Source organism: Mammaliicoccus sp. L-M44 (genome assembly GCF_022386355.1).
In the GTDB taxonomy this organism is placed as follows: domain Bacteria; phylum Bacillota; class Bacilli; order Staphylococcales; family Staphylococcaceae; genus Mammaliicoccus; species Mammaliicoccus sciuri_A.
Map to the genome: position 1 here is coordinate 68,147 of NZ_JAJNIU010000011.1, position 19,513 is coordinate 87,659.

A 19,513-nucleotide genomic window follows, 5' to 3' on the forward strand; every position below is an offset into this window, starting at 1 on the left:
TAATCAAACAGTAGAAATTCATTCAATTGAATTTCTGCTGTTTTTTATTTGGTTATTTTCCGAATATTTAATCAAGTGTTATTGATAAAGTAATATAGGTATGATAAAACTAATACATATTAAAATTCTTTAGAGGTAAGTAAGACTGAGGTTAGACAAACGTTAGACTTACCTTCAACTGTAGATTGGAGGCATCGTTGTGACAAGTACGAGTATTACGAATAAAGGTTTGTTTCTTCAAGGTGTGAAAGACTGTATACCTACCATGCTTGGGTACTTTAGTGTTGCGCTAGCGTTTGGTATTGTCGGTATTTCATCTGGTTTATCTATTTTGGAAATTGCATTGTTGTCTATTTTTGTCTATGCGGGTGCTGCTCAATTTATTATATGTGCATTGGTCGCCATACACTCCCCTATTTCAGCAATTCTATTGACGGTATTTTTTGTTAACTCAAGAATGTTTCTTCAAAGTTTAGCTTTAGTCCCAGCATTTAAAGGTAATGGTTTCTGGTCGAATATAGGAATAGGTACACTTGTAACGGATGAGTCATTTGGTGTTGCGATTACGAAATATGCGAAAGAGAAATCACTCAATGCGTCTTGGATGCATGGTTTAAATATTTCAGCTTATTTATTATGGATCGTGACATCTATTATTGGTGGTTTAGTCGGTAACTTAATACCTAAACCTGAAATGTTTGGCCTCGATTATGCTTTAACAGCGATGTTTATATTTTTATTGATTGCTCAGTTTGAAACGATACATAAAAGCAAGATCTTAGTATATCTTTATTTAATTTTATTAACGATTGTATGCATGCTTATTCTGACATTATCTATGCCAACTTATTTATCTATTATTGTGTCGACAATTATTGCTTCTGTCGTAGGGGTGGTGTTTGATAAATGAGTATATCGATGTATTTAATTTTAATTACGTTAAGTTGTTTTGTTTTAACTTGGATTATCCGTGTTTCTCCGTTTGTATTGTTATCAAAAGCGGATTTACCTGAAAGTGTGATTAAGTGGTTACAATATGTGCCGGTATGTCTTTTTACGGCATTAATACTAGAAGGCATGTTGAATCAAGAAGGCAATGCTGGATTTACGCTTAATTTTGAGAGCATTATTGTCGCGATACCAACGATTCTAATAGCGCTCATATTTAGGAGTTTAACGATTACAGTTATAGCCGGTATGTTTATTATGGCGATTGTGAGATTAGTCTTTTAATTTCATTCGTTAACTTATTGAAAGAATTGCTCATTTCTAGTATTCTTAATATAAATTACATAGCAAAGCTTATTCAGAGAAGTTGAGGGAATTGGCCCGACGACACTTCAGCAACCGGTCATAACAGATACGGTGCTACTACCAACGAGTATACTCGCATAATAAGGATGATGAGGACTTCTTACTTCTTTGACGAGTAAGAAGTCTTTCAATTTAAATAAGAGGGGGTTTTAATGTGATTATTTCTCGAGAAACAGGCATAGTAGATCTTGGACATTTTGAAACAGAATCTGGTGAAGTGATTGATAACTTGAAACTTCAATATGAGTATGTGGGTTATAAAGGCCAGCCACTCGTTGTAGTTTGTCATGCGTTAACTGGCAACCATTTAACATATGGTGATGATGAGCATGCAGGTTGGTGGCGTGAAATTATAGATGGCGGTTACCTTTCAATTAATGATTATCAATTTATAACATTTAATGTAATTGGCAGTCCTTATGGATCAAGTTCAAGGTTGAATACACCTGATTTCCCAGAACATTTGACGATGAGAGACGTTGCAAAAGCAAACATATTAGGATTGAAACAATTTGGTTACGAAAAAATAGATGTATTAATTGGTGGCTCTTTAGGTGGTATGCAAACGTTAGAAATGCTTTATGACGGTTCAATTGAAGTGAAAAAAGCAGTCATATTAGCTGCTACAGAGAAGACTTCATCTTATAGTAGAGCGTTTAATGAAATCGCAAGACAAGTCATTCATATGAACGGGCAAGACGGTTTAAGCATCGCAAGACAGCTTGGCTTTTTAACGTATCGTTCAAGTAAAGATTATGAATCAAGATTCTCTGCAGATGATGTTGTAAGCTACCAAAAATATCAAGGAAATAAATTTAAAGAAGTATTCGATAAAGACTGCTATTTAACATTGTTAGATGTATTAGACAGTCATGACATATTTAGAGGACGTGATGATGTTGAAGAACGTCTACGTCAATTAGAAACGAAAGTATTAACGTTAGGATTTGCGGATGATTTATTATATCCAGATGACCAAGTAAGAGCTTTAGGTCGATTCTTTAAATATCACAGACATTTCTATGTGCCAGACAACGTTGGCCATGATGGATTTTTATTGAATTTTGGAGATTGGGCGCCGAACGTTTATCATTTCTTAAAATTATATAAATTTAAAGCACGCTGATATCAACTTAAAAGTCACCTACATTGTTTTAAAGGATAAAAATCTGTAAAATAGAGAAAGATGTTTAATTTAGATTGGGAAGTGAAAAATTTGTCTTTTAAAGTCGATATAAAAGCGACAATCATAGCAACACTTGTACTAGTTCTAAGTGCCGCTATTATAAACTTTGTACCATTATTAGCAATATTGATCATACCATTTATTACGATACCAGGAACGATTCTTTGGTATCGCTCTAAACCGTCCTTTTTTGTGACGGTTGTCATAACGTTATGTGCAACTGTTCTATTTAATCATGTATTCTTATTAACTGCCATGACACTTGTTATTTTTATGAGTGTATTTATTGGGCAGTTACTTATTGAGCGTACATCTAAAGAACGTATGTTGTATTTAGTGACAACATTTATGAGTATTTTGACGATAGGTAGTGTGTTAATTTTACAAATTACGGGAAACTTACCTTTAACAAGCAAGTTCTTTAGCCAGTACCATGATGTATTACTGTCATATTTCCAAATGGGTGGCAATATTACAACTGAAATTGAAGAATCATTACAAGTTTCATTAGAAATATTACAAGCGAGCATTCCTGGGTATATAGTATTATGGGTATTCTTATTAGTGCTTGTGAATTTAGTTGTGACGTTTCCGATTTTAAGAAAATTCAAAGTCGCAACACCTGTGTTCAGACCATTATTTATGTGGCAAATCAATAGAAGCGTAGCATTTGTTTTTGTGATCACAGTACTTGTGAGTTTGTTTGTCACGAAAGACAATGTCGTCGCGTATGGCATAGTCACTAACTTACAATTTGTGTTAGAATGGGTTATATTTATACAAGCATTATCGTTGTTCCATTTATTTGTAAAAGTTAAAAAATTACCAATTATAGTAGGTGTCATCATCTTTGTATTGGCATTTATATTTAAACCGTTTGCGTACTTATTCGGATTAATGGATATTTGGTTTAACTTGAAACAACGTATAAAAAAGTAAATTGAGGTGAGTTTATGAACCGTCAATCTGTTAAAAAAGCCCTAATATTTCCGTACATAATTATGATGTTATTAGCTTTATTGCTAGTCGTATTCAGTTTTTTTAATTCAATATTTTGGGCGATTATTTCGACGGTTGCTACGATAATTCTAATTGCAGTAAGCATATTTTTTATTAGACAAAGCTTTTTGAAATTAGATTTATATATTGGGAGTTTAGCCGGTAGAATTACGAAAAGTAAAACAAGTGCAGTCAGTGACTTACCAATAGGCGTCATATTATTAGACAAAAATGATCATATCGAATGGATTAATAATTTTGTTAATAAACGATTAGAACGAGACGTTTTAGACGAACCAATTAACGAAGTATTTCCGAATATCTTAAAAAGATTAGAAAATACTTCAGAAGTAGAGATTGAAGAAGGATCATACAAATATAAAGTCACTTATACTGAAGATGAACAGTCTATTTATCTGTTTGATATTACTGAATCTTCCCGTGTATATGAATTATATGAAAATGAAAAACCAATCATAGCAACTATTTTCTTAGATAACTTTGATGAAATTACACAGAACATGAATGACTCTCAACGTTCAGAAATCAATAGTCTGATTACAAGCGTTATAGATGACTGGTCATCACGTTATCAATTGTTTATTAAACGTTATAGTGCCGATCAATTTATCGCGTTATTAAACAAGAGTATATTAGAAGATATCGAAACGTTGAAGTTCAACTTATTAGATGATTTAAGAGATAAGACAAGAGAAATCGGTCACCAATTAACACTGAGTATCGGTATTGGTGAAGGTAGTGAGAACTTAATTGAGTTAGGTGAACTATCACAATCAAGTTTAGACTTAGCACTCGGCCGTGGTGGTGACCAAGTAGCCATTAAAAATAGTAATGGTAACGTGAGATTCTACGGCGGTAAGACTGACCCGATGGAAAAAAGAACGCGAGTACGTGCACGTGTGATATCTCATGCGTTACGAGATATCTTAATTGAAGGTGACAAAGTGATCATTATGGGTCATAAATCACCAGATATGGACGCAATCGGTGCAGCAATCGGTGTATCACGTATTGCGAAGATGAATAATCTTGAATCATATATTGTATTAAACGATTCGGATATTGATAGTACATTAGAACGTGTGATGGCTGAAATAGATGAGAAGCCTGATTTGAAAGAAAGATTTATTACATCAGAAGAAGCTTGGCATGAAATGACACCACGTACAACACTCGTTGTCGTAGATACACATAAACCTGAACTTGTAATTGATGAGAATTTGCTTAATAAAGCAAACAGAAAAGTCGTTATTGACCATCATCGTCGTGGGGAAAGTATTATCTCAAGTCCATTACTTGTGTATATGGAACCTTATGCAAGTTCGACAGCTGAGCTTGTTACAGAGTTGTTAGAATATCAACCAACAGAACATCGTTTAACGAGAATCGAATCAACGATTATGTTAGCCGGTATTATTGTGGATACACGTAACTTCACATTAAGAACAGGATCAAGAACATTTGATGCTGCGAGCTTTTTAAGAAGTCATGGTGCAGATACGATTTTATGTCAGCACTTCTTAAAAGACGATATCGATACGTATATTAAACGTTCAGACTTAATTAAGACAGTTAAATTATTCCGCGGTGGTGTCGCAATTGCACATGGTGAAGACCATGAAACATATCACCCTGTTACAGTTGCACAAGCAGCAGATGAATTGCTTGGCTTAGAAGGTGTAGAAGCATCTTATGTAGTAGCACGAAGATCAGAAGACACAATTGGTATTTCTGCCCGTTCGTTAGGAGAAGTTAACGTACAATTAACGATGGAAGCACTCGGTGGGGGCGGCCACTTATCCAATGCTGCAACTCAAATTAAAAATACAACAGTAGAAAAAGCAATCGAAGCATTAGTTGAGGTTGTTGAATCAGATGAAAAAGGAGTGGAAGAATAATGAAAGTTATTTTCACACAAGATGTTAAAGGTAAAGGTAAAAAAGGTGAAGTGAAAGACGTACCAGTAGGATATGGTCAAAACTATTTAATCAAAAATAATTATGCTGTAGAAGCAACACCTGGAAACCTCAAACAATTAGAACAACAAAACAAACGCCAAGAAGAATTAAAACAACAAGAAATAGAAGATGCTAAAGCACTTGCGGAAAAACTTAAAGAATTAGAAGTTAAAATTCCGGCTAAAACAGGTGAAGGCGGTAAATTATTCGGATCAGTAAGTACGAAACAAATTACGCAAGCATTAGATAAACAACACAAAATCAAAGTTGATAAACGTAAAATGGACTTACCAAATGGTATTCACAGTTTAGGTTATACAAATGTACCAATTAAACTACACAACAAAGTTTCTGGCACATTAAAAGTACATGTTGTTGAAGAATAAAGGCATCAATAAAATGGTCGGTATTTGATTTACCGACCTATTTTAATGCGTTATAATAAAAATTATTAAAAATGGAAAGGAGTAATCAGTATGGATGGTATGGATAATATGATGAACCCAAAACAAATGCCCCATAGTATAGAGGCTGAACAATCTGTTATCGGTGCAATCTTGATTGATCCTGAACTGATTAACTCAACAGGTGAAACATTAATACCTGAAGCTTTCTATCGTGCAAATCATCAACACATATTTAGAGCGATGTTAATGCTAAATGAACAGAATAAAGAAATTGACTCTGTTACATTGATGGACCAGTTAGCAGCAGAATCATTACTAGAAGAAGCGGGCGGTCCAGCCTATTTAGCAGAATTAGCAAATAATGTCCCAACAACAAGAAACATACATTTCTACATAGATATTGTGTTTAAACATGCAGTGAAACGCCAACTCATTCGTGTGGCGGATAGTATTGCTGAAGATGGGTATAATCCTGAACTTGATTTAGAATCATTGTTAGGAGATGCAGAAAAGAGAATTTTAGAGATTTCTGCTTCAAGAGGTACGGAAGGCTTCAAAGATATTAAAGATGTATTAAGTATTGTGTTTGATAATGCTGAACAGCTCGATCAAAATAACGGACAAACACCAGGTATACCAACTGGTTATCGAGATTTAGACCAAATGACAGCAGGATTTAACCGAAATGATTTAATCATTATTGCGGCACGTCCATCAGTAGGTAAGACTGCCTTCGCATTAAATATCGCACAACAAGTTGCAACGCACCAAGACTTGTATTCAGTCGGTATTTTCTCTTTAGAGATGGGTGCCGATCAACTTGCTACACGTATGATATGTAGTACGGGAAATGTCGATTCAAATAGATTGCGTACAGGTTCAATGACTGAAGAAGACTGGAGCAGATTTACAGTTGCAGTAGGTAAACTATCTAGAACGAAAATATTTATCGATGATACACCAGGTATCCGAATTACGGATATTCGTGCTAAATGTCGTAGGCTCAAACAAGAACATGGATTAGATATGATCATGATTGACTACTTACAATTAATTCAAGGTAGTGGATCTCGTAGTTCAGATAATAGACAACAAGAAGTATCAGAAATTTCTCGTATGCTTAAAGCAATCGCAAGAGAATTAGAATGTCCCGTTATTGCGTTAAGTCAGTTATCTCGTGGTGTTGAACAACGACAAGATAAGAGACCAATGATGAGTGATATTCGTGAATCAGGTTCGATTGAGCAAGATGCGGATATCGTTGCTTTCTTATATAGAGATGACTATTATTCAAGAGGCGGCGAAGATGAAGACGGAGAAGCGGTCGATGCGGGTGCACAAGATGAGAATGGTGAAATTGAAATCATTATCGCTAAACAACGTAACGGCCCAACAGGAACCGTTAAACTACACTTCATGAAACAATATAACAAATTCACCGATATTGACTATCAACATGCCGGAATGGAATTTGGATAAAAAAAGTTTTTAAGTTAAAAGACGTACGTTTATTGTATATTATGCAAAAATGTACGTCTTTTGTTTTGTGTAAAGTAACACTTATGTGCTTAAGTTTGTGTTTTTGAAAATGAATAAAATGGTTGTAATCCTTTTAAATACTGTGGTTAAGGTGTTTTTTAGCAATTCTTGCGTGAATAAGAATTGTAATTTGACACTCGTAATCAATGTTCGTTTTTAGTTTGCAATTTAAGGATAGTACTGATAGAATACTTAATGGTTAATGAGAAAAAGCGGAGGTGCTCACATGTCATCAATCGTAGTCGTTGGGACGCAATGGGGAGACGAAGGTAAAGGTAAAATTACAGATTTCTTAGCAGAGGATGCAAACGTTATTGCACGTTTTTCAGGTGGTAACAATGCAGGTCACACAATTAAATTTGATGGAGAAACTTACAAATTGCATTTAGTACCATCAGGTATTTTTTATCAAGAGAAATCAAGTGTTATCGGTAACGGTGTAGTTGTTGATCCAGTAGCTTTATTGAAAGAATTAGATGCTTTAAATGAACGCGGAGTTGCAACAGACAATTTAAGAATTTCAAACCGTGCGCAAGTCATCTTACCATATCATCTTAAACAAGATGAATTAGAAGAAGAAAAACGCGGTGACAACAAAATTGGTACAACTAAAAAGGGTATCGGTCCAGCTTATGTAGATAAAGCACAACGTATCGGTATTCGTATGGCTGATTTATTAGATAAAGAAACTTTTGAAAAACGCTTAAAAGAAAATCTTGAATATAAAAATGAATTATTCGAAAAAATGTTCAACGCTGAAGGTTTCACTTTTGAAGAAATTTTTGAAACTTACTATGGAGCAGGACAACGTTTGAAAGAATATGTAACAGACACAGCTAAATTATTAGATGATGCTTTCGTAAACAATGAAAAAGTATTATTCGAAGGTGCTCAAGGTGTTATGTTAGATATCGACCACGGTACATATCCATTCGTTACTTCAAGTAATCCAATTGCAGGTAACGTTACAGTAGGTGGCGGTGTTGGTCCAACTTACGTATCTAAAGTAATTGGTGTATGTAAAGCTTATACATCTCGTGTAGGAGACGGTCCATTCCCAACAGAATTATTCGATGAAGATGGTCACCATATCCGTGAAGTAGGTCGTGAATACGGTACAACAACTGGAAGACCACGTCGTGTAGGTTGGTTTGACTCAGTAGTTCTACGTCACTCACGCCGTGTAAGTGGTATTACAGATTTATCAATCAACTCAATTGACGTATTAACAGGATTAAAAACAGTTAAAATCTGTACAGCATACGAAATTGACGGTGTTGAAATCACTGAATACCCAGCAAACTTAAACGAATTAGAACGTTGTAAACCAATCTTTGAAGAACTACCAGGTTGGGAAGAAGACATCACAGGATGCCGTTCATTAGAAGAATTACCAGATAACGCACGACGTTATTTAGAACGCATTTCTGAATTATGTAACGTTAAAATTTCTATCTTCTCAGTAGGACCAGATAGAAACCAAACAAACCTATTAGAAAACTTATGGGACTAATAAATAAAGAGAAACCAGCAGATACGTAGCGTACCTGCTGGTTTTTTCATATGTAGAAATGAGTTATAAGGTGTGATGAGGTGGGAGTTGGTTTGGGGTTGGGGTGGGAAAGTGGACGAGATCGTGGACTGGTATGTCAACAAAAACTTAGACAGAATTCATAAGTTTATAAGAGGTTGGTGTTTGATAATTTAATCCTGCATGTAATCTTTGGGAGTGTAAAATAAACTGTGAAGTAGAGTCGTACGTTCTCTACTTACACAGTTTATTTTACACTCCCGCTTAACGCCTGAATAAAGCCAAGAGATGCCTCAAGTCGTGGCTTAAGTACTGAATAAAGCCAAGAAATCGCCTACCAACCTCCACCCAAAAATCCTGCGAACCCAACCCAACTCTCCTCATACATCGCCAGCCTCTCCATAAATTCCCGACCAACCTCACCATCCTCAACCACCTACACCCATCGCCCCTCATCCCACCACAACCCAACAAAAAAAGCATAAAAACTTATCATTTCAAGGTTGTCTACTAACTGCGCTCTAGACACTAACTTAATCAGTCTGCCTAATTAAGACTGTCCGCAATCATAGACGTCTATCTATACTTTGAAATCATAAATTCTTATGCTTGTTACTGTGATTGATTAATGTATTTCTCTTTTCTTAAAGCGTCCGCCTTTTACTTCGCTCACGTCACCGATTGATAGGAATGCGGTGTTATCTATTTCTGTTACGATATCTTTTAGTTTGGATTCTTCTAATCGTGTGATGACACAGAATACGACTTTTTTATCTTCTCCTGTATATGCGCCTTCTCCATTCAGATATGTCACACCTCTACCGAGTCGGTCATTTATGGCTTCTCCGATATCTCTATATGTATCGCTAATGATCCATACGGCTTTTGATTCATCAAATCCTTGAACGGTTACGTCAATCATCTTAGCAGCTATAAAATAAGCAATAACGGAAAACATCGCTGATTCCCAATTGAATACAAATCCTGCAGCTGTAAATATGAAGAAGTTAATCAACATGACGATTTCGCCTACTGAAAATGGTGCTTTACTGCTGATTAAGATAGCACTGATTTCAGATCCGTCTAAAGATCCTCCATATCGTATTACGAGACCTACGCCTAAACCAATAATTGCGCCTCCAAAGATTGTTACTAAAAATGCTTCTTTAATAAAAGGATCAAAATGATGTAAGTAGGCTGTTGTAATAGATAATATTGTAATTGCGTAAATTGTTGAAATCGTGAATGTTTTACCAATCTGCTTGTATCCTAAAAAGAAAAACGGAATATTTAGTAGAAAGATAAATAATCCAAGTTTTAAATTGGTGAGATGACTCAAAATAATTGCGATACCGACAATGCCACCATCTAGTAAATTGTTAGGAACTAAAAATAATTCTAACCCTACCCCCATTAATATACTGCCGATGGTGATAAATATGAATCGTTTGAGGATTTCTCCTTTACGTAATTTACGATGTCCTTTTCTAATAACTTGTGCTTGTTCCATATTATCATCCCTTTTTAGTACTTCTATATTTATTATATAAAAAATTTAAAATAAAATCTTGTCTTCTGTATATTAGTCATGCTATAATCAATCTTGTGTTAAACAGAGGCCCCTTGGTCAAGCGGTTAAGACACCGCCCTTTCACGGCGGTAACACGGGTTCGAATCCCGTAGGGGTCACCATCTCAATTTTATACATAAGGTCCCGTGGTGTAGCGGTTAACATGCCTGCCTGTCACGCAGGAGATCGCGGGTTCGATTCCCGTCGGGACCGTTTTTAATGCTTATCGTAATAACGATAAGCATTTTTTTGTTGTTCAATCATAGATTAACGTCAAACAATAGAATTAATAGACAAATAGTGTTAAATTATAGTATAGGATATCATGCACAATTGTGTGCTTAGAGATACTTATTTTCAAAAAGAAATGAGGTAAATGTATGGCTAGAAAAATAGTAGTCGTTGATGATGAAAAACCAATTGCAGATATACTTGAATTTAATTTAAAAAAAGAAGGTTATGATGTTTATTGCGCATATGACGGTAATGACGCAGTAGATTTGATATATGCAGAAGAACCAGACATCGTATTATTAGATATTATGCTACCTGGTAGAGATGGTATGGAAGTATGTAGAGAGGTTCGTAAGAAATTTGAAATGCCAATCATTATGTTAACAGCTAAAGACTCAGAAATTGATAAAGTTCTAGGGTTAGAGTTAGGTGCAGATGATTATGTGACGAAGCCTTTTTCAACACGTGAATTAATCGCGCGTGTGAAAGCAAACTTACGTAGACATTATTCTCAACCAACACAAACAGAAGACGAAGAAACAAATGAAATCGTCATTAAAGATATTACGGTATACCCTGATGCATATTCAATTAAAAAACGTGGTGTCGATATCGAATTGACGCACCGTGAATTTGAATTGTTTCATTATTTAGCAAAACATATTGGACAAGTTATGACGCGTGAACACTTACTCCAAACTGTATGGGGTTATGATTATTTTGGAGATGTACGTACAGTCGATGTTACGATACGTCGTCTACGTGAGAAAATCGAAGACGATGCATCACACCCAGAATATATTGTGACGCGTAGAGGTGTGGGTTATTTCCTACAAACACAAGAGTAGGCTGATATTATGAATTGGCTAAAGAAGTTTCAGTCCTTACACATTAAACTTGTCGTTATTTATGTTTTATTAATCATTATTGGTATGCAAATTATTGGATTATATTTTACAAACAGTCTTGAGAAAGAACTGACACGTAACTTCAAGACAAATATTGAACAACACGTGAAACAGATTAATTACAACATAAAGAAAACGTACAACTCAGAAGATCCAAATCGGAACTTCCAAAAAGAAATACAAAATATATTAGATGATTATGCCAATAGAACTGAAATTGATGAGATTAAGTTTATTGATCAAGATCAAATTATTGTGGCGACATCTAAAGCTACGAATCAAAATACCGTCAATCAAAAAGTAAACGATAGCTCTGTACAAAAGGCGTTATCATTAGGAAAAGCTAATGATAAAATCGTATTAAAAAATGATTCATCCGATAGTAATAGAGTATGGATCAAAAATAAACCTGTTGAATACGAAGGTGAAGTTGTCGGAGATATATATGTTGAATCAGATATTGATTCTGTTTACGAACAGTTAAACAACATTAACCAAATCTTCATCATCGGTACAGCAATCTCATTATTGATCACAATCGTGCTCGGTTTCTTCATTGCGAGAACGATTACGAAACCTATATCAGACATGCGTAACCAAACGTTAGAGATGTCTAAAGGTAACTATACGCAGCGCGTTAAGATATACGGAAATGACGAAATCGGTGAACTTGCACTGTCGTTTAACAACTTATCTAAACGTGTACAAGAAGCACAAGCGAATACGGAAAGTGAAAAGCGTCGTCTAGACTCGGTTATCACGCATATGAGCGATGGTGTCCTTGCCACTGATAGACGTGGCCGCGTACGTATTATTAATGAAATGGCACTTAAAATGTTAGGTCTAGAACGTGCTGATGTAGAAGCGAAACATATATTAGATATTCTAAATATTGACGATGATTATTCATTAGATGACTTACAAGAGAATAATGATAGTTTCATTATTGATATTAATAGTGAAGAAGGCATTATTGCGCGTGTTAACTTCAGTACAATTATTCAAGATACAGGCTTTATCAACGGTTATATTGCCGTATTACATGACGTTACGGAGCAGCACATTTTAGAAAATGAACGTCGCGAATTCGTTGCGAATGTTTCACATGAATTGCGTACGCCGTTAACATCTATGAGAAGTTATATAGAAGCATTAGAAGAAGGTGCTTGGCGTGATCCTGAAGTTGCACCGACATTCTTAAATGTTACACGTGAAGAAACAGATCGTATGATTCGTCTTGTGAATGACTTATTACAACTTTCTAAAATGGACAGTTCAAGTGATCAAATGAACTCTGAATTGATTGATTTTAATATGTTTATTAACAAAATCATTAACAGACACGAAATGACACAAGGTAAGAACGTGACGTTCATTAGAGATATACCTGTTAAAGGTTTATTCGTTGAAATTGATCCAGATAAGATGACACAAGTGTTTGATAACGTCATTACAAATGCGATTAAATACTCACAAGAATCACATAAACGTGTAGAGTTTCATGTGAAACAAAATACTTTATATAACCGAATGACGATACAAATTAAAGATAATGGTATCGGTATTCCAGTGAATAAAGTAGATAAAATCTTTGATCGTTTCTACAGAGTAGATAAAGCGAGAGCACGTAAAATGGGTGGTACAGGTTTAGGTTTAGCCATCACTAAAGAAATCGTAGAAGCACATAAAGGTAGAATATGGGCGAGCAGTAAAGAAGGTCAAGGTACATCCATCTATATAACATTGCCATGTGAAGTCATGGAAGATGAGTTTGGTGATTGGGATGCGTAATAGAGAACTGATTAAATCTGCTATCCTCATAATCCTTGTGCTTATCAGTGTGTTTATGACATACCGTGTATGGACATTTACACCTGAACTGACAGATTTAGAAACAGATGTGAATACAGAAACACCTTCTATTGGACCTAAAATTAGTAAGCCTATTGATAGTGTGATTATGCCGTTTAGAATGATTAATCGAAATGGCACGGACGTGAAAGGGACGTCTAACGTGAAAGACATCAAGAAGATTACTGACCAATTGTTGAGTAAAGAAGTGAAGAAAGTTGATATTCTAAGCAGTGAGTCAGTCGTTCAACTTGAAGATTTATCTGAAAGGTATACGATTTTAGACTTCCCTGATAGCATTCCGAGTGAAATGTACTTGAACCAAGTATTAGGCATGAATATGAACTATTATCCTAATATTAATTTTGATCGAATTCTTGTAGATACGAAATCAACGAAAGAAGCTGTTGTGTATCTTTTAAGTGAGAATAAACAAAAAGCTGTTAAACTACAGACAAATATTAAAAGCACGCAATTTGATAAGGTGAATAAAGAAGCAGCACCAGATTTGAAACCTTATACAGGCATGATTACAAATGAGACGACTACGAATGAAATTTACCAAATTTATGCACCAGAGAATGCGGATAATATGAATATTTACCGTTACGTTTCTAACAAAATATCAGTATCTGAATTAAATGATGTTATTCTTGGTGATTCAGTGATTGCGCGTAGTAATGAACATAACGTTTCGACATATAACAACAATACGGGGATTTCTACCGTGAATGAAGCGAAACAAACATATCGTTATACGAATTTATCAGAAGATGAAAATCGTCAAAAAGATATGTCAAAATCGATTACAAATTCATTTAAATTTATTAATGAACATGCAGGATATACAGATGAATTCCGTCTATTTAGTACGGATCAAAAATCTGGTAAAATAGACTATCAAATGTTCTTAAATAATTATCCAGTGTTTAATGATGATAAGTTATCTTCAATAGAAGCGGTGTGGGGTAGAGATACGATTAATGAATATAATCGCGGTCTTATTACAACAGGAGTAGCCGTACCGTCTAAAAAAGAAGCGGATGGATTACCTTCATCAGAAGAAGTTAGATTTAACCTAGCTTCAAATGGTTCGATTGATTTTAACAAAGTTACGAATTTAGCAATTGGCTATGATTTATCATTACCTAAAGACGAAATTAATAACTTACAAGACACGATTGAATTTACACCGAAATGGTATATCAAATATGACGGTGAATGGAAACGGTACGAGAATGGAGGACTTTCTTAATGGATTGGAAACATGCTAAGTCACTCTTCATCATTGTGTTTATTCTCATTAATATAGGATTGGTCGTTGTCTACTTTAATAAAGTAAATAACTCTATCGTTCAAGAATCAAACGCACAATCAGATGTCAATTTTGCTAAAGAAGGCATAGACATCCCGCAGTTACCAGAATATCGAGATAAGAAGATGCAAGCCATAACAGGTAGTAGTAAATCGTTTGATTCAGATGAACTTGAAGGTGTTTATTCATTAAGTGAAAAAGACACGAAAATCAATAAAGACGTCAATGCAGATTTAGATAAAGATAGTAAACAGTCGTCATTTAAGAGCTTTATTAATAAAGATGCCTTTAAAGGTAAAGATTACGAATATAAAAAGAACAACACAGATAAAAACAAAGTCGTCTATGAACAAAACTATGAAGATTTACCAATACTCAACAACAACAAAGGACAAATCGTCATAGATATGGATAATGGTAGAGCTAAGTCATTTACACAAACGTACTTAGACAAACTTAAACCAGGAAATGGCGACAACAATAATAAACGTAAAATAGCAGATGCGAAGACAGCTTTAGAGACATTGTATTACAACACGTACCTTAAAAAAGGCGATAAAGTAGAGTCTGTAAGGTTAGGCTACTACAGTGTCGTTAAAGAAATAGGCGGACAAGTACTTGTACCGTCATGGGAAGTTAAAATTAAATCCGAAAAAGACGGTAAAACAGATACGAAGACATTGTATATCGATGCCATTAAACCAGAATCTACCGTCTTAGAAGAATCGTAAGAGAAGCAGTAATTAAAGGAGATGAACACTTGTGATCGCAATGAGCGTACTCGCAAGTGGCAGTACAGGAAATGCCACTTATATAGAATCAGATAAAGGAAGCCTACTTGTCGATGCTGGCTTAACAGGAAAGAAAATAGAAGGTCTCTTTCAACAAATTGACCGTAACATCAGCGACCTAGAAGGTATCTTAGTAACCCACGAACATATCGATCACATAAAGGGGTTAGGTGTACTCGCAAGAAAGTATAAACTTCCTATCTATGCGAACAAAAAGACATGGCAAATGATAGAAGCTAAAGATAAAAACATACCACTAGATCAAAAGTTCCATTTTGAACCATATGAAACTAAGACTTTAGCAGGTATGGATATCGAATCATTTAGCGTGTCACATGACGCAATAGACCCACAGTTCTATATCTTTAATCACGACTATAAAAAGTTAACGATGATTACAGATACAGGCTACGTGTCAGACCGCATGAAAGGTATGATACACGGAAGTGATGCCTTTGTATTCGAAAGTAATCATGATGTGGATATGTTAAGAATGGGCAAATATCCATGGAAGACGAAACAACGTATATTAAGCGACATGGGTCACGTATCTAACGAAGATGCAGCACATGCAATGTGTGATGTGATAACTGGAAGTACGAAACGTATCTATCTGTCACACTTAAGCCAAGACAACAACATGAAAGATTTAGCAAGAATGAGCGTTGGACAAGTATTAAACGAACATGATATTGATACAAATAAAGAAGTCATTTTATGTGATACAGATAAAGAAAAAGCAACACCAATATACTACATTTAAAAAAGATATCCCCAATTATAGAGTTGGGGATATCTTTTTAGTTTGTGCACATATATACCCACAGTTATACACAAATGTCCACAAACTGTGAATAATATAGGTAGTTATCCACGGATTTATCCACAATGTATATAAATCCGTGGATAAATCATAATAAAATGTATAAAAATAAACGACTTAATATTTAGAAAACGTACAAAAAATTAAAATTGTTGATATAATAATAAATAAAACTGTGCATAAGTTAATAACATGTGGATAACTTTTAACAAGATGAATAAAGGTGGATAAAAATGAAGATAACAATCATAACGGTAGGTAAACTAAAAGAGAAATACTGGAAACAAGCCGTAGATGAATATAATAAACGTTTAGGTGCATATACAAAGACAGAACTCATCGAAGTAGCAGATGAAAAAGCACCCGATAATATGAGCGATAAAGATATAGAGATTGTGAAAGAAAAAGAAGCGGACAGAATCATGTCTAAAATCAAACAAGAAAGTTACGTTATTACCCTGGAAATACAAGGCAAAATGTTAACAAGCGAAGGACTCAGTAAAGAAATCGATAACCTCATGACAAGAGGCAATTCACACATCACATTTATCATCGGCGGATCAAACGGACTGCATCAAAAAGTATTACAACGCAGCAACTACGCCCTATCATTCAGTAAAATGACCTTCCCACACCAAATGATGAAAGTCATCCTGATGGAACAAGTATATCGCGCATTTAAGATCATGCGTGGGGAAGCATATCATAAATGATGCGGTTTTTTCAGCCGCTTCATAAAGGGATTTTGAATGTATCAGAACATATGAGGTTTATGTGAATTGCTGTTATGTTTTTAAGAAGCTTATCATAAGTAATGAGGTTCATGATTTTTGACATAGTTAGCCTCCGCAGTCTTTCATTTCAAGTAAATAATAGCGAAATATTCTTTATACTGAATACTTATAGTGAAGCAAAGTTCTAGCTTTGAGAAAATTCTTTCTGCAACTAAATATAGTAAATTACGGTAAAATATAAATAAGTACATATTGAAGAAAATGAGACATAATATATTTTATAATAGGAGGGAATTTCAAATGATAGACAACTTTATGCAGGTCCTTAAATTAATTAAAGAGAAACGTACCAATAATGTAGTTAAAAAATCTGATTGGGATAAAGGTGATCTATATAAAACTTTAGTCCATGATAAGTTACCCAAGCAGTTAAAAGTGCATATAAAAGAAGATAAATATTCAGTTGTAGGGAAGGTTGCTACTGGGAACTATAGTAAAGTTCCTTGGATTTCAATATATGATGAGAATATAACAAAAGAAACAAAGGATGGATATTATTTGGTATATCTTTTTCATCCGGAAGGAGAAGGCATATACTTATCTTTGAATCAAGGATGGTCAAAGATAAGTGATATGTTTCCGCGGGATAAAAATGCTGCAAAACAAAGAGCATTAACTTTATCTTCCGAACTCAATAAATATATTACATCAAATGAATTTAATACTGGAAGATTTTATTACGCAGAAAATAAAGATTCATCTTATGATTTAAAAAATGATTATCCATCAGGATATTCTCATGGATCAATAAGATTCAAATATTATGATTTGAATGAAGGATTCACAGAAGAAGATATGCTAGAGGATTTAAAGAAATTTTTAGAACTATTTAATGAATTAGCTTCAAAAGTTACAAAAACATCCTATGATAGCTTGGTCAATAGCATAGACGAAATACAGGAAGACAGCGAAATTGAAGAAATTAGAACAGCACAAAAAGATAAGACACTCAAGGAAGTGGAAGCACCTAAAGGAATAATTCCAAAATATAAAAAAGGTGTATCAAAGACTACTAAAAATGATTCAGAAATTGAAAAATCAAATAAAGAGAATAAATTAACCGGTAAAGTTGGAGAAAAATTAGCGCTAAATTACTTTAATGAGCTAATTGATAATAAAATAGACGAAGATAAGAAAGAACAGTTTAGGAATATTTTAAATGATAATCCAGGCTCTCAACACGGTCATGGCTATGATTTAGTAGCTTTTGATCCAACAAATACAGATAAAGCTGTAGAAAAATTTATTGAAATTAAAACATCTACATCTTCTAGTATTGAGGAACCATTTTTTATGTCGCTAAATGAAATGTTTGCTATGAAAGAATATAAGCAGAAATATTTAATATTAAGAATATTTAATGTTTCCGGTAAAGAACCACAATTTTATTTTATAGATCCATATGCAAATTATTCTGAATTTAAAGATGTAGATGATCTCATTGACAAAGTATTTAATGTAGAAGCTATTCAGTATAAAGTTTTTGGCGAAAAATGATTACTTGAACAAGAGCTAAAATAAAATTGTGATCTAATAAAAATAGAAACTGTAATTTAAATAAAACTTTCTAAATAAGCTAACTGATAAAAAATCAGTTTGTCCACAGTCTGAAACAAGATTCCTATATTCTTTAGGAATCTTGTTTTTTCTATTTTTATGGTGATAAAGAGCAGATAAGATAATGTGTAATAATCACAAAAAAGTTAAATATTTTAAGGCTTGTTTAATTATTAATGATTTTATATATAAAGAGCAGTATAATAAAGTTGTTAATATATTATGAATAATATTCAAGTAATTTTATTGTTTTTTAATTTGTCGATATTTAAGTTGAGTTAAATTTAAAGGGTGTAATTTGTTTTACAATGATGAAGATAATTAGTCTATCAAAATAAAGGGGTTGGGACTGTTATGAGTGATAATTTGTCATTATTCATTGACTATATCAATGATAATATAATCTATGGTAGTGAAATCAAACGGGAGAAATTAGAGAATTTATTTAATCAATTTGCTATAAAAAATGTTGAAAAGAACATTGTCTATGATGAACTGAAATCTTTAGATATTACAATCATTGAGTCACAGGATTCATATAAAAATAAATTGAAGAGATTATTTTCGGTTCTGTTGCAAAGTAAAAAAATATAGCTAACCACTAATTTATCATGTCAGTGTTCGCTTAACTTGCTAGCATGATGCTAATTTCGTGGCATGGCGAAAATCCGTAGATCTGAAGAGACCTGCGGTTCTTTTTATATAGAGCGTAAAT

17 protein-coding genes, 2 tRNA genes, 1 pseudogene and 1 riboswitch are annotated in these 19,513 nt (G+C 34.0%); of the genes and pseudogenes, 18 read left to right on the plus strand and 2 right to left on the minus strand.

Annotated elements, in window-relative coordinates; translation table 11 throughout:
- Positions 1 to 265: 265 nt before the first annotated feature.
- The 8 genes from LQ611_RS07900 (at position 266) to LQ611_RS07935 (ending at position 8,937) form a co-directional block, all read left to right on the plus strand.
- Positions 266 to 910 carry an AzlC family ABC transporter permease gene (locus tag LQ611_RS07900; protein WP_129407112.1) on the plus strand — a complete coding sequence of 215 codons (645 nt, stop codon included), beginning with the start codon at positions 266 to 268 and terminating at the stop codon, positions 908 to 910.
- The gene (locus LQ611_RS07905) at positions 907 to 1,233 is read left to right on the plus strand and encodes an AzlD domain-containing protein (RefSeq protein ID WP_037589489.1); all 327 of its coding nucleotides are present in this window, start codon (positions 907 to 909) and stop codon (positions 1,231 to 1,233) included. The genes LQ611_RS07900 and LQ611_RS07905 overlap by 4 nt, the downstream gene beginning before the upstream one ends.
- A gap of 66 nt (positions 1,234 to 1,299) precedes the next feature.
- Positions 1,300 to 1,401: riboswitch (SAM riboswitch) on the plus strand.
- A 70-nt stretch (positions 1,402 to 1,471) separates the two neighbouring features.
- Entirely contained in the window at positions 1,472 to 2,440 is a 969-nt protein-coding gene (gene metX, locus LQ611_RS07910) for a homoserine O-acetyltransferase MetX (RefSeq protein ID WP_107572686.1), read from the plus strand.
- Positions 2,441 to 2,521: 81 nt separating this feature from the next.
- Positions 2,522 to 3,439 (plus strand): DUF2232 domain-containing protein, encoded by a 918-nt coding sequence (locus tag LQ611_RS07915; protein ID WP_239709515.1) that lies wholly within the window; start codon positions 2,522 to 2,524, stop codon positions 3,437 to 3,439.
- A 14-nt stretch (positions 3,440 to 3,453) separates the two neighbouring features.
- Positions 3,454 to 5,418: a DHH family phosphoesterase gene (locus LQ611_RS07920; RefSeq protein ID WP_107590416.1), complete on the plus strand. Its 1,965-nt coding sequence runs from the start codon at positions 3,454 to 3,456 to the stop codon at positions 5,416 to 5,418.
- On the plus strand, positions 5,418 to 5,864 hold the full coding sequence (rplI, locus tag LQ611_RS07925) for a 50S ribosomal protein L9 (protein ID WP_037589493.1): 447 nt from the start codon (positions 5,418 to 5,420) through the stop codon (positions 5,862 to 5,864). The genes LQ611_RS07920 and rplI overlap by 1 nt, the downstream gene beginning before the upstream one ends.
- A gap of 99 nt (positions 5,865 to 5,963) precedes the next feature.
- Entirely contained in the window at positions 5,964 to 7,364 is a 1,401-nt protein-coding gene (gene dnaB, locus LQ611_RS07930) for a replicative DNA helicase (protein WP_025906258.1), read from the plus strand.
- A gap of 286 nt (positions 7,365 to 7,650) precedes the next feature.
- Complete coding sequence (locus tag LQ611_RS07935; protein ID WP_025906260.1) at positions 7,651 to 8,937, plus strand: adenylosuccinate synthase; 1,287 nt, start codon at positions 7,651 to 7,653, stop codon at positions 8,935 to 8,937.
- 643 nt (positions 8,938 to 9,580) lie between these two features.
- Here the strand turns inward: LQ611_RS07935 and LQ611_RS07940 are convergent.
- Positions 9,581 to 10,465 (minus strand): YitT family protein, encoded by an 885-nt coding sequence (locus LQ611_RS07940; protein ID WP_025906261.1) that lies wholly within the window; start codon positions 10,463 to 10,465, stop codon positions 9,581 to 9,583.
- Between the two features lie 107 nt (positions 10,466 to 10,572).
- Between LQ611_RS07940 and LQ611_RS07945 the strand changes: the two genes are divergently transcribed.
- The 10 genes from LQ611_RS07945 to LQ611_RS07990 all read left to right on the plus strand — a co-directional run bounded on the left by LQ611_RS07945 (position 10,573) and on the right by LQ611_RS07990 (position 19,392).
- Positions 10,573 to 10,647, plus strand: a tRNA-Glu gene (locus tag LQ611_RS07945).
- A gap of 18 nt (positions 10,648 to 10,665) precedes the next feature.
- Positions 10,666 to 10,738 (plus strand) — tRNA-Asp (locus LQ611_RS07950).
- A 167-nt stretch (positions 10,739 to 10,905) separates the two neighbouring features.
- Complete coding sequence (yycF, locus tag LQ611_RS07955) at positions 10,906 to 11,607, plus strand: response regulator YycF (RefSeq protein WP_025906262.1); 702 nt, start codon at positions 10,906 to 10,908, stop codon at positions 11,605 to 11,607.
- A 9-nt stretch (positions 11,608 to 11,616) separates the two neighbouring features.
- Positions 11,617 to 13,458, plus strand: a complete 1,842-nt coding sequence (gene walK, locus LQ611_RS07960) for a cell wall metabolism sensor histidine kinase WalK (protein WP_107565750.1) — start codon at positions 11,617 to 11,619, stop codon at positions 13,456 to 13,458.
- Complete coding sequence (locus tag LQ611_RS07965) at positions 13,451 to 14,773, plus strand: YycH family regulatory protein (protein ID WP_107590415.1); 1,323 nt, start codon at positions 13,451 to 13,453, stop codon at positions 14,771 to 14,773. The genes walK and LQ611_RS07965 overlap by 8 nt, the downstream gene beginning before the upstream one ends.
- Positions 14,773 to 15,564, plus strand: a complete 792-nt coding sequence (locus LQ611_RS07970) for a two-component system regulatory protein YycI (protein WP_103360472.1) — start codon at positions 14,773 to 14,775, stop codon at positions 15,562 to 15,564. The genes LQ611_RS07965 and LQ611_RS07970 overlap by 1 nt, the downstream gene beginning before the upstream one ends.
- A 40-nt stretch (positions 15,565 to 15,604) precedes the next feature.
- Positions 15,605 to 16,387, plus strand: a complete 783-nt coding sequence (locus LQ611_RS07975) for an MBL fold metallo-hydrolase (protein ID WP_078104517.1) — start codon at positions 15,605 to 15,607, stop codon at positions 16,385 to 16,387.
- Between the two features lie 293 nt (positions 16,388 to 16,680).
- Complete coding sequence (gene rlmH, locus LQ611_RS07980; RefSeq protein ID WP_239709513.1) at positions 16,681 to 17,160, plus strand: 23S rRNA (pseudouridine(1915)-N(3))-methyltransferase RlmH; 480 nt, start codon at positions 16,681 to 16,683, stop codon at positions 17,158 to 17,160.
- A 321-nt stretch (positions 17,161 to 17,481) separates the two neighbouring features.
- Positions 17,482 to 18,738, plus strand: coding sequence for an MrcB family domain-containing protein (locus tag LQ611_RS07985; protein ID WP_000566670.1), 1,257 nt, complete (start codon positions 17,482 to 17,484; stop codon positions 18,736 to 18,738).
- Between the two features lie 414 nt (positions 18,739 to 19,152).
- The gene (locus LQ611_RS07990; protein ID WP_001282728.1) at positions 19,153 to 19,392 is read left to right on the plus strand and encodes a hypothetical protein; all 240 of its coding nucleotides are present in this window, start codon (positions 19,153 to 19,155) and stop codon (positions 19,390 to 19,392) included.
- A 31-nt stretch (positions 19,393 to 19,423) separates the two neighbouring features.
- On the opposite strand, the pseudogene LQ611_RS07995 reads toward LQ611_RS07990, so the two are convergent.
- Positions 19,424 to 19,513: pseudogene (locus LQ611_RS07995) on the minus strand (IS6 family transposase); the annotation flags it as partial.

Excerpts from the sequence above, each read along its gene's own strand:
- LQ611_RS07975 (WP_078104517.1), top strand. The coding sequence starts at position 15,605 with ATGAGCGTACTCGCAAGTGGCAGTACAGGAAATGCCACTTATATAGAA.
- LQ611_RS07900 (WP_129407112.1), top strand. The coding sequence starts at position 266 with ATGCTTGGGTACTTTAGTGTTGCGCTAGCGTTTGGTATTGTCGGTATT.
- dnaB (WP_025906258.1), top strand. The coding sequence starts at position 5,964 with ATGGATAATATGATGAACCCAAAACAAATGCCCCATAGTATAGAGGCT.
- LQ611_RS07920 (WP_107590416.1), top strand. The coding sequence starts at position 3,454 with ATGAACCGTCAATCTGTTAAAAAAGCCCTAATATTTCCGTACATAATT.
- LQ611_RS07905 (WP_037589489.1), top strand. The coding sequence starts at position 907 with ATGAGTATATCGATGTATTTAATTTTAATTACGTTAAGTTGTTTTGTT.
- LQ611_RS07965 (WP_107590415.1), top strand. The coding sequence starts at position 13,451 with ATGCGTAATAGAGAACTGATTAAATCTGCTATCCTCATAATCCTTGTG.
- walK (WP_107565750.1), top strand. The coding sequence starts at position 11,617 with ATGAATTGGCTAAAGAAGTTTCAGTCCTTACACATTAAACTTGTCGTT.
- rplI (WP_037589493.1), top strand. The coding sequence starts at position 5,418 with ATGAAAGTTATTTTCACACAAGATGTTAAAGGTAAAGGTAAAAAAGGT.
- LQ611_RS07985 (WP_000566670.1), top strand. The coding sequence starts at position 17,482 with ATGATAGACAACTTTATGCAGGTCCTTAAATTAATTAAAGAGAAACGT.
- LQ611_RS07940 (WP_025906261.1), bottom strand. The coding sequence starts at position 10,465 with ATGGAACAAGCACAAGTTATTAGAAAAGGACATCGTAAATTACGTAAA.
- rlmH (WP_239709513.1), top strand. The coding sequence starts at position 16,681 with ATGAAGATAACAATCATAACGGTAGGTAAACTAAAAGAGAAATACTGG.
- LQ611_RS07935 (WP_025906260.1), top strand. The coding sequence starts at position 7,651 with ATGTCATCAATCGTAGTCGTTGGGACGCAATGGGGAGACGAAGGTAAA.
- yycF (WP_025906262.1), top strand. The coding sequence starts at position 10,906 with ATGGCTAGAAAAATAGTAGTCGTTGATGATGAAAAACCAATTGCAGAT.
- LQ611_RS07970 (WP_103360472.1), top strand. The coding sequence starts at position 14,773 with ATGGATTGGAAACATGCTAAGTCACTCTTCATCATTGTGTTTATTCTC.
- LQ611_RS07990 (WP_001282728.1), top strand. The coding sequence starts at position 19,153 with ATGAGTGATAATTTGTCATTATTCATTGACTATATCAATGATAATATA.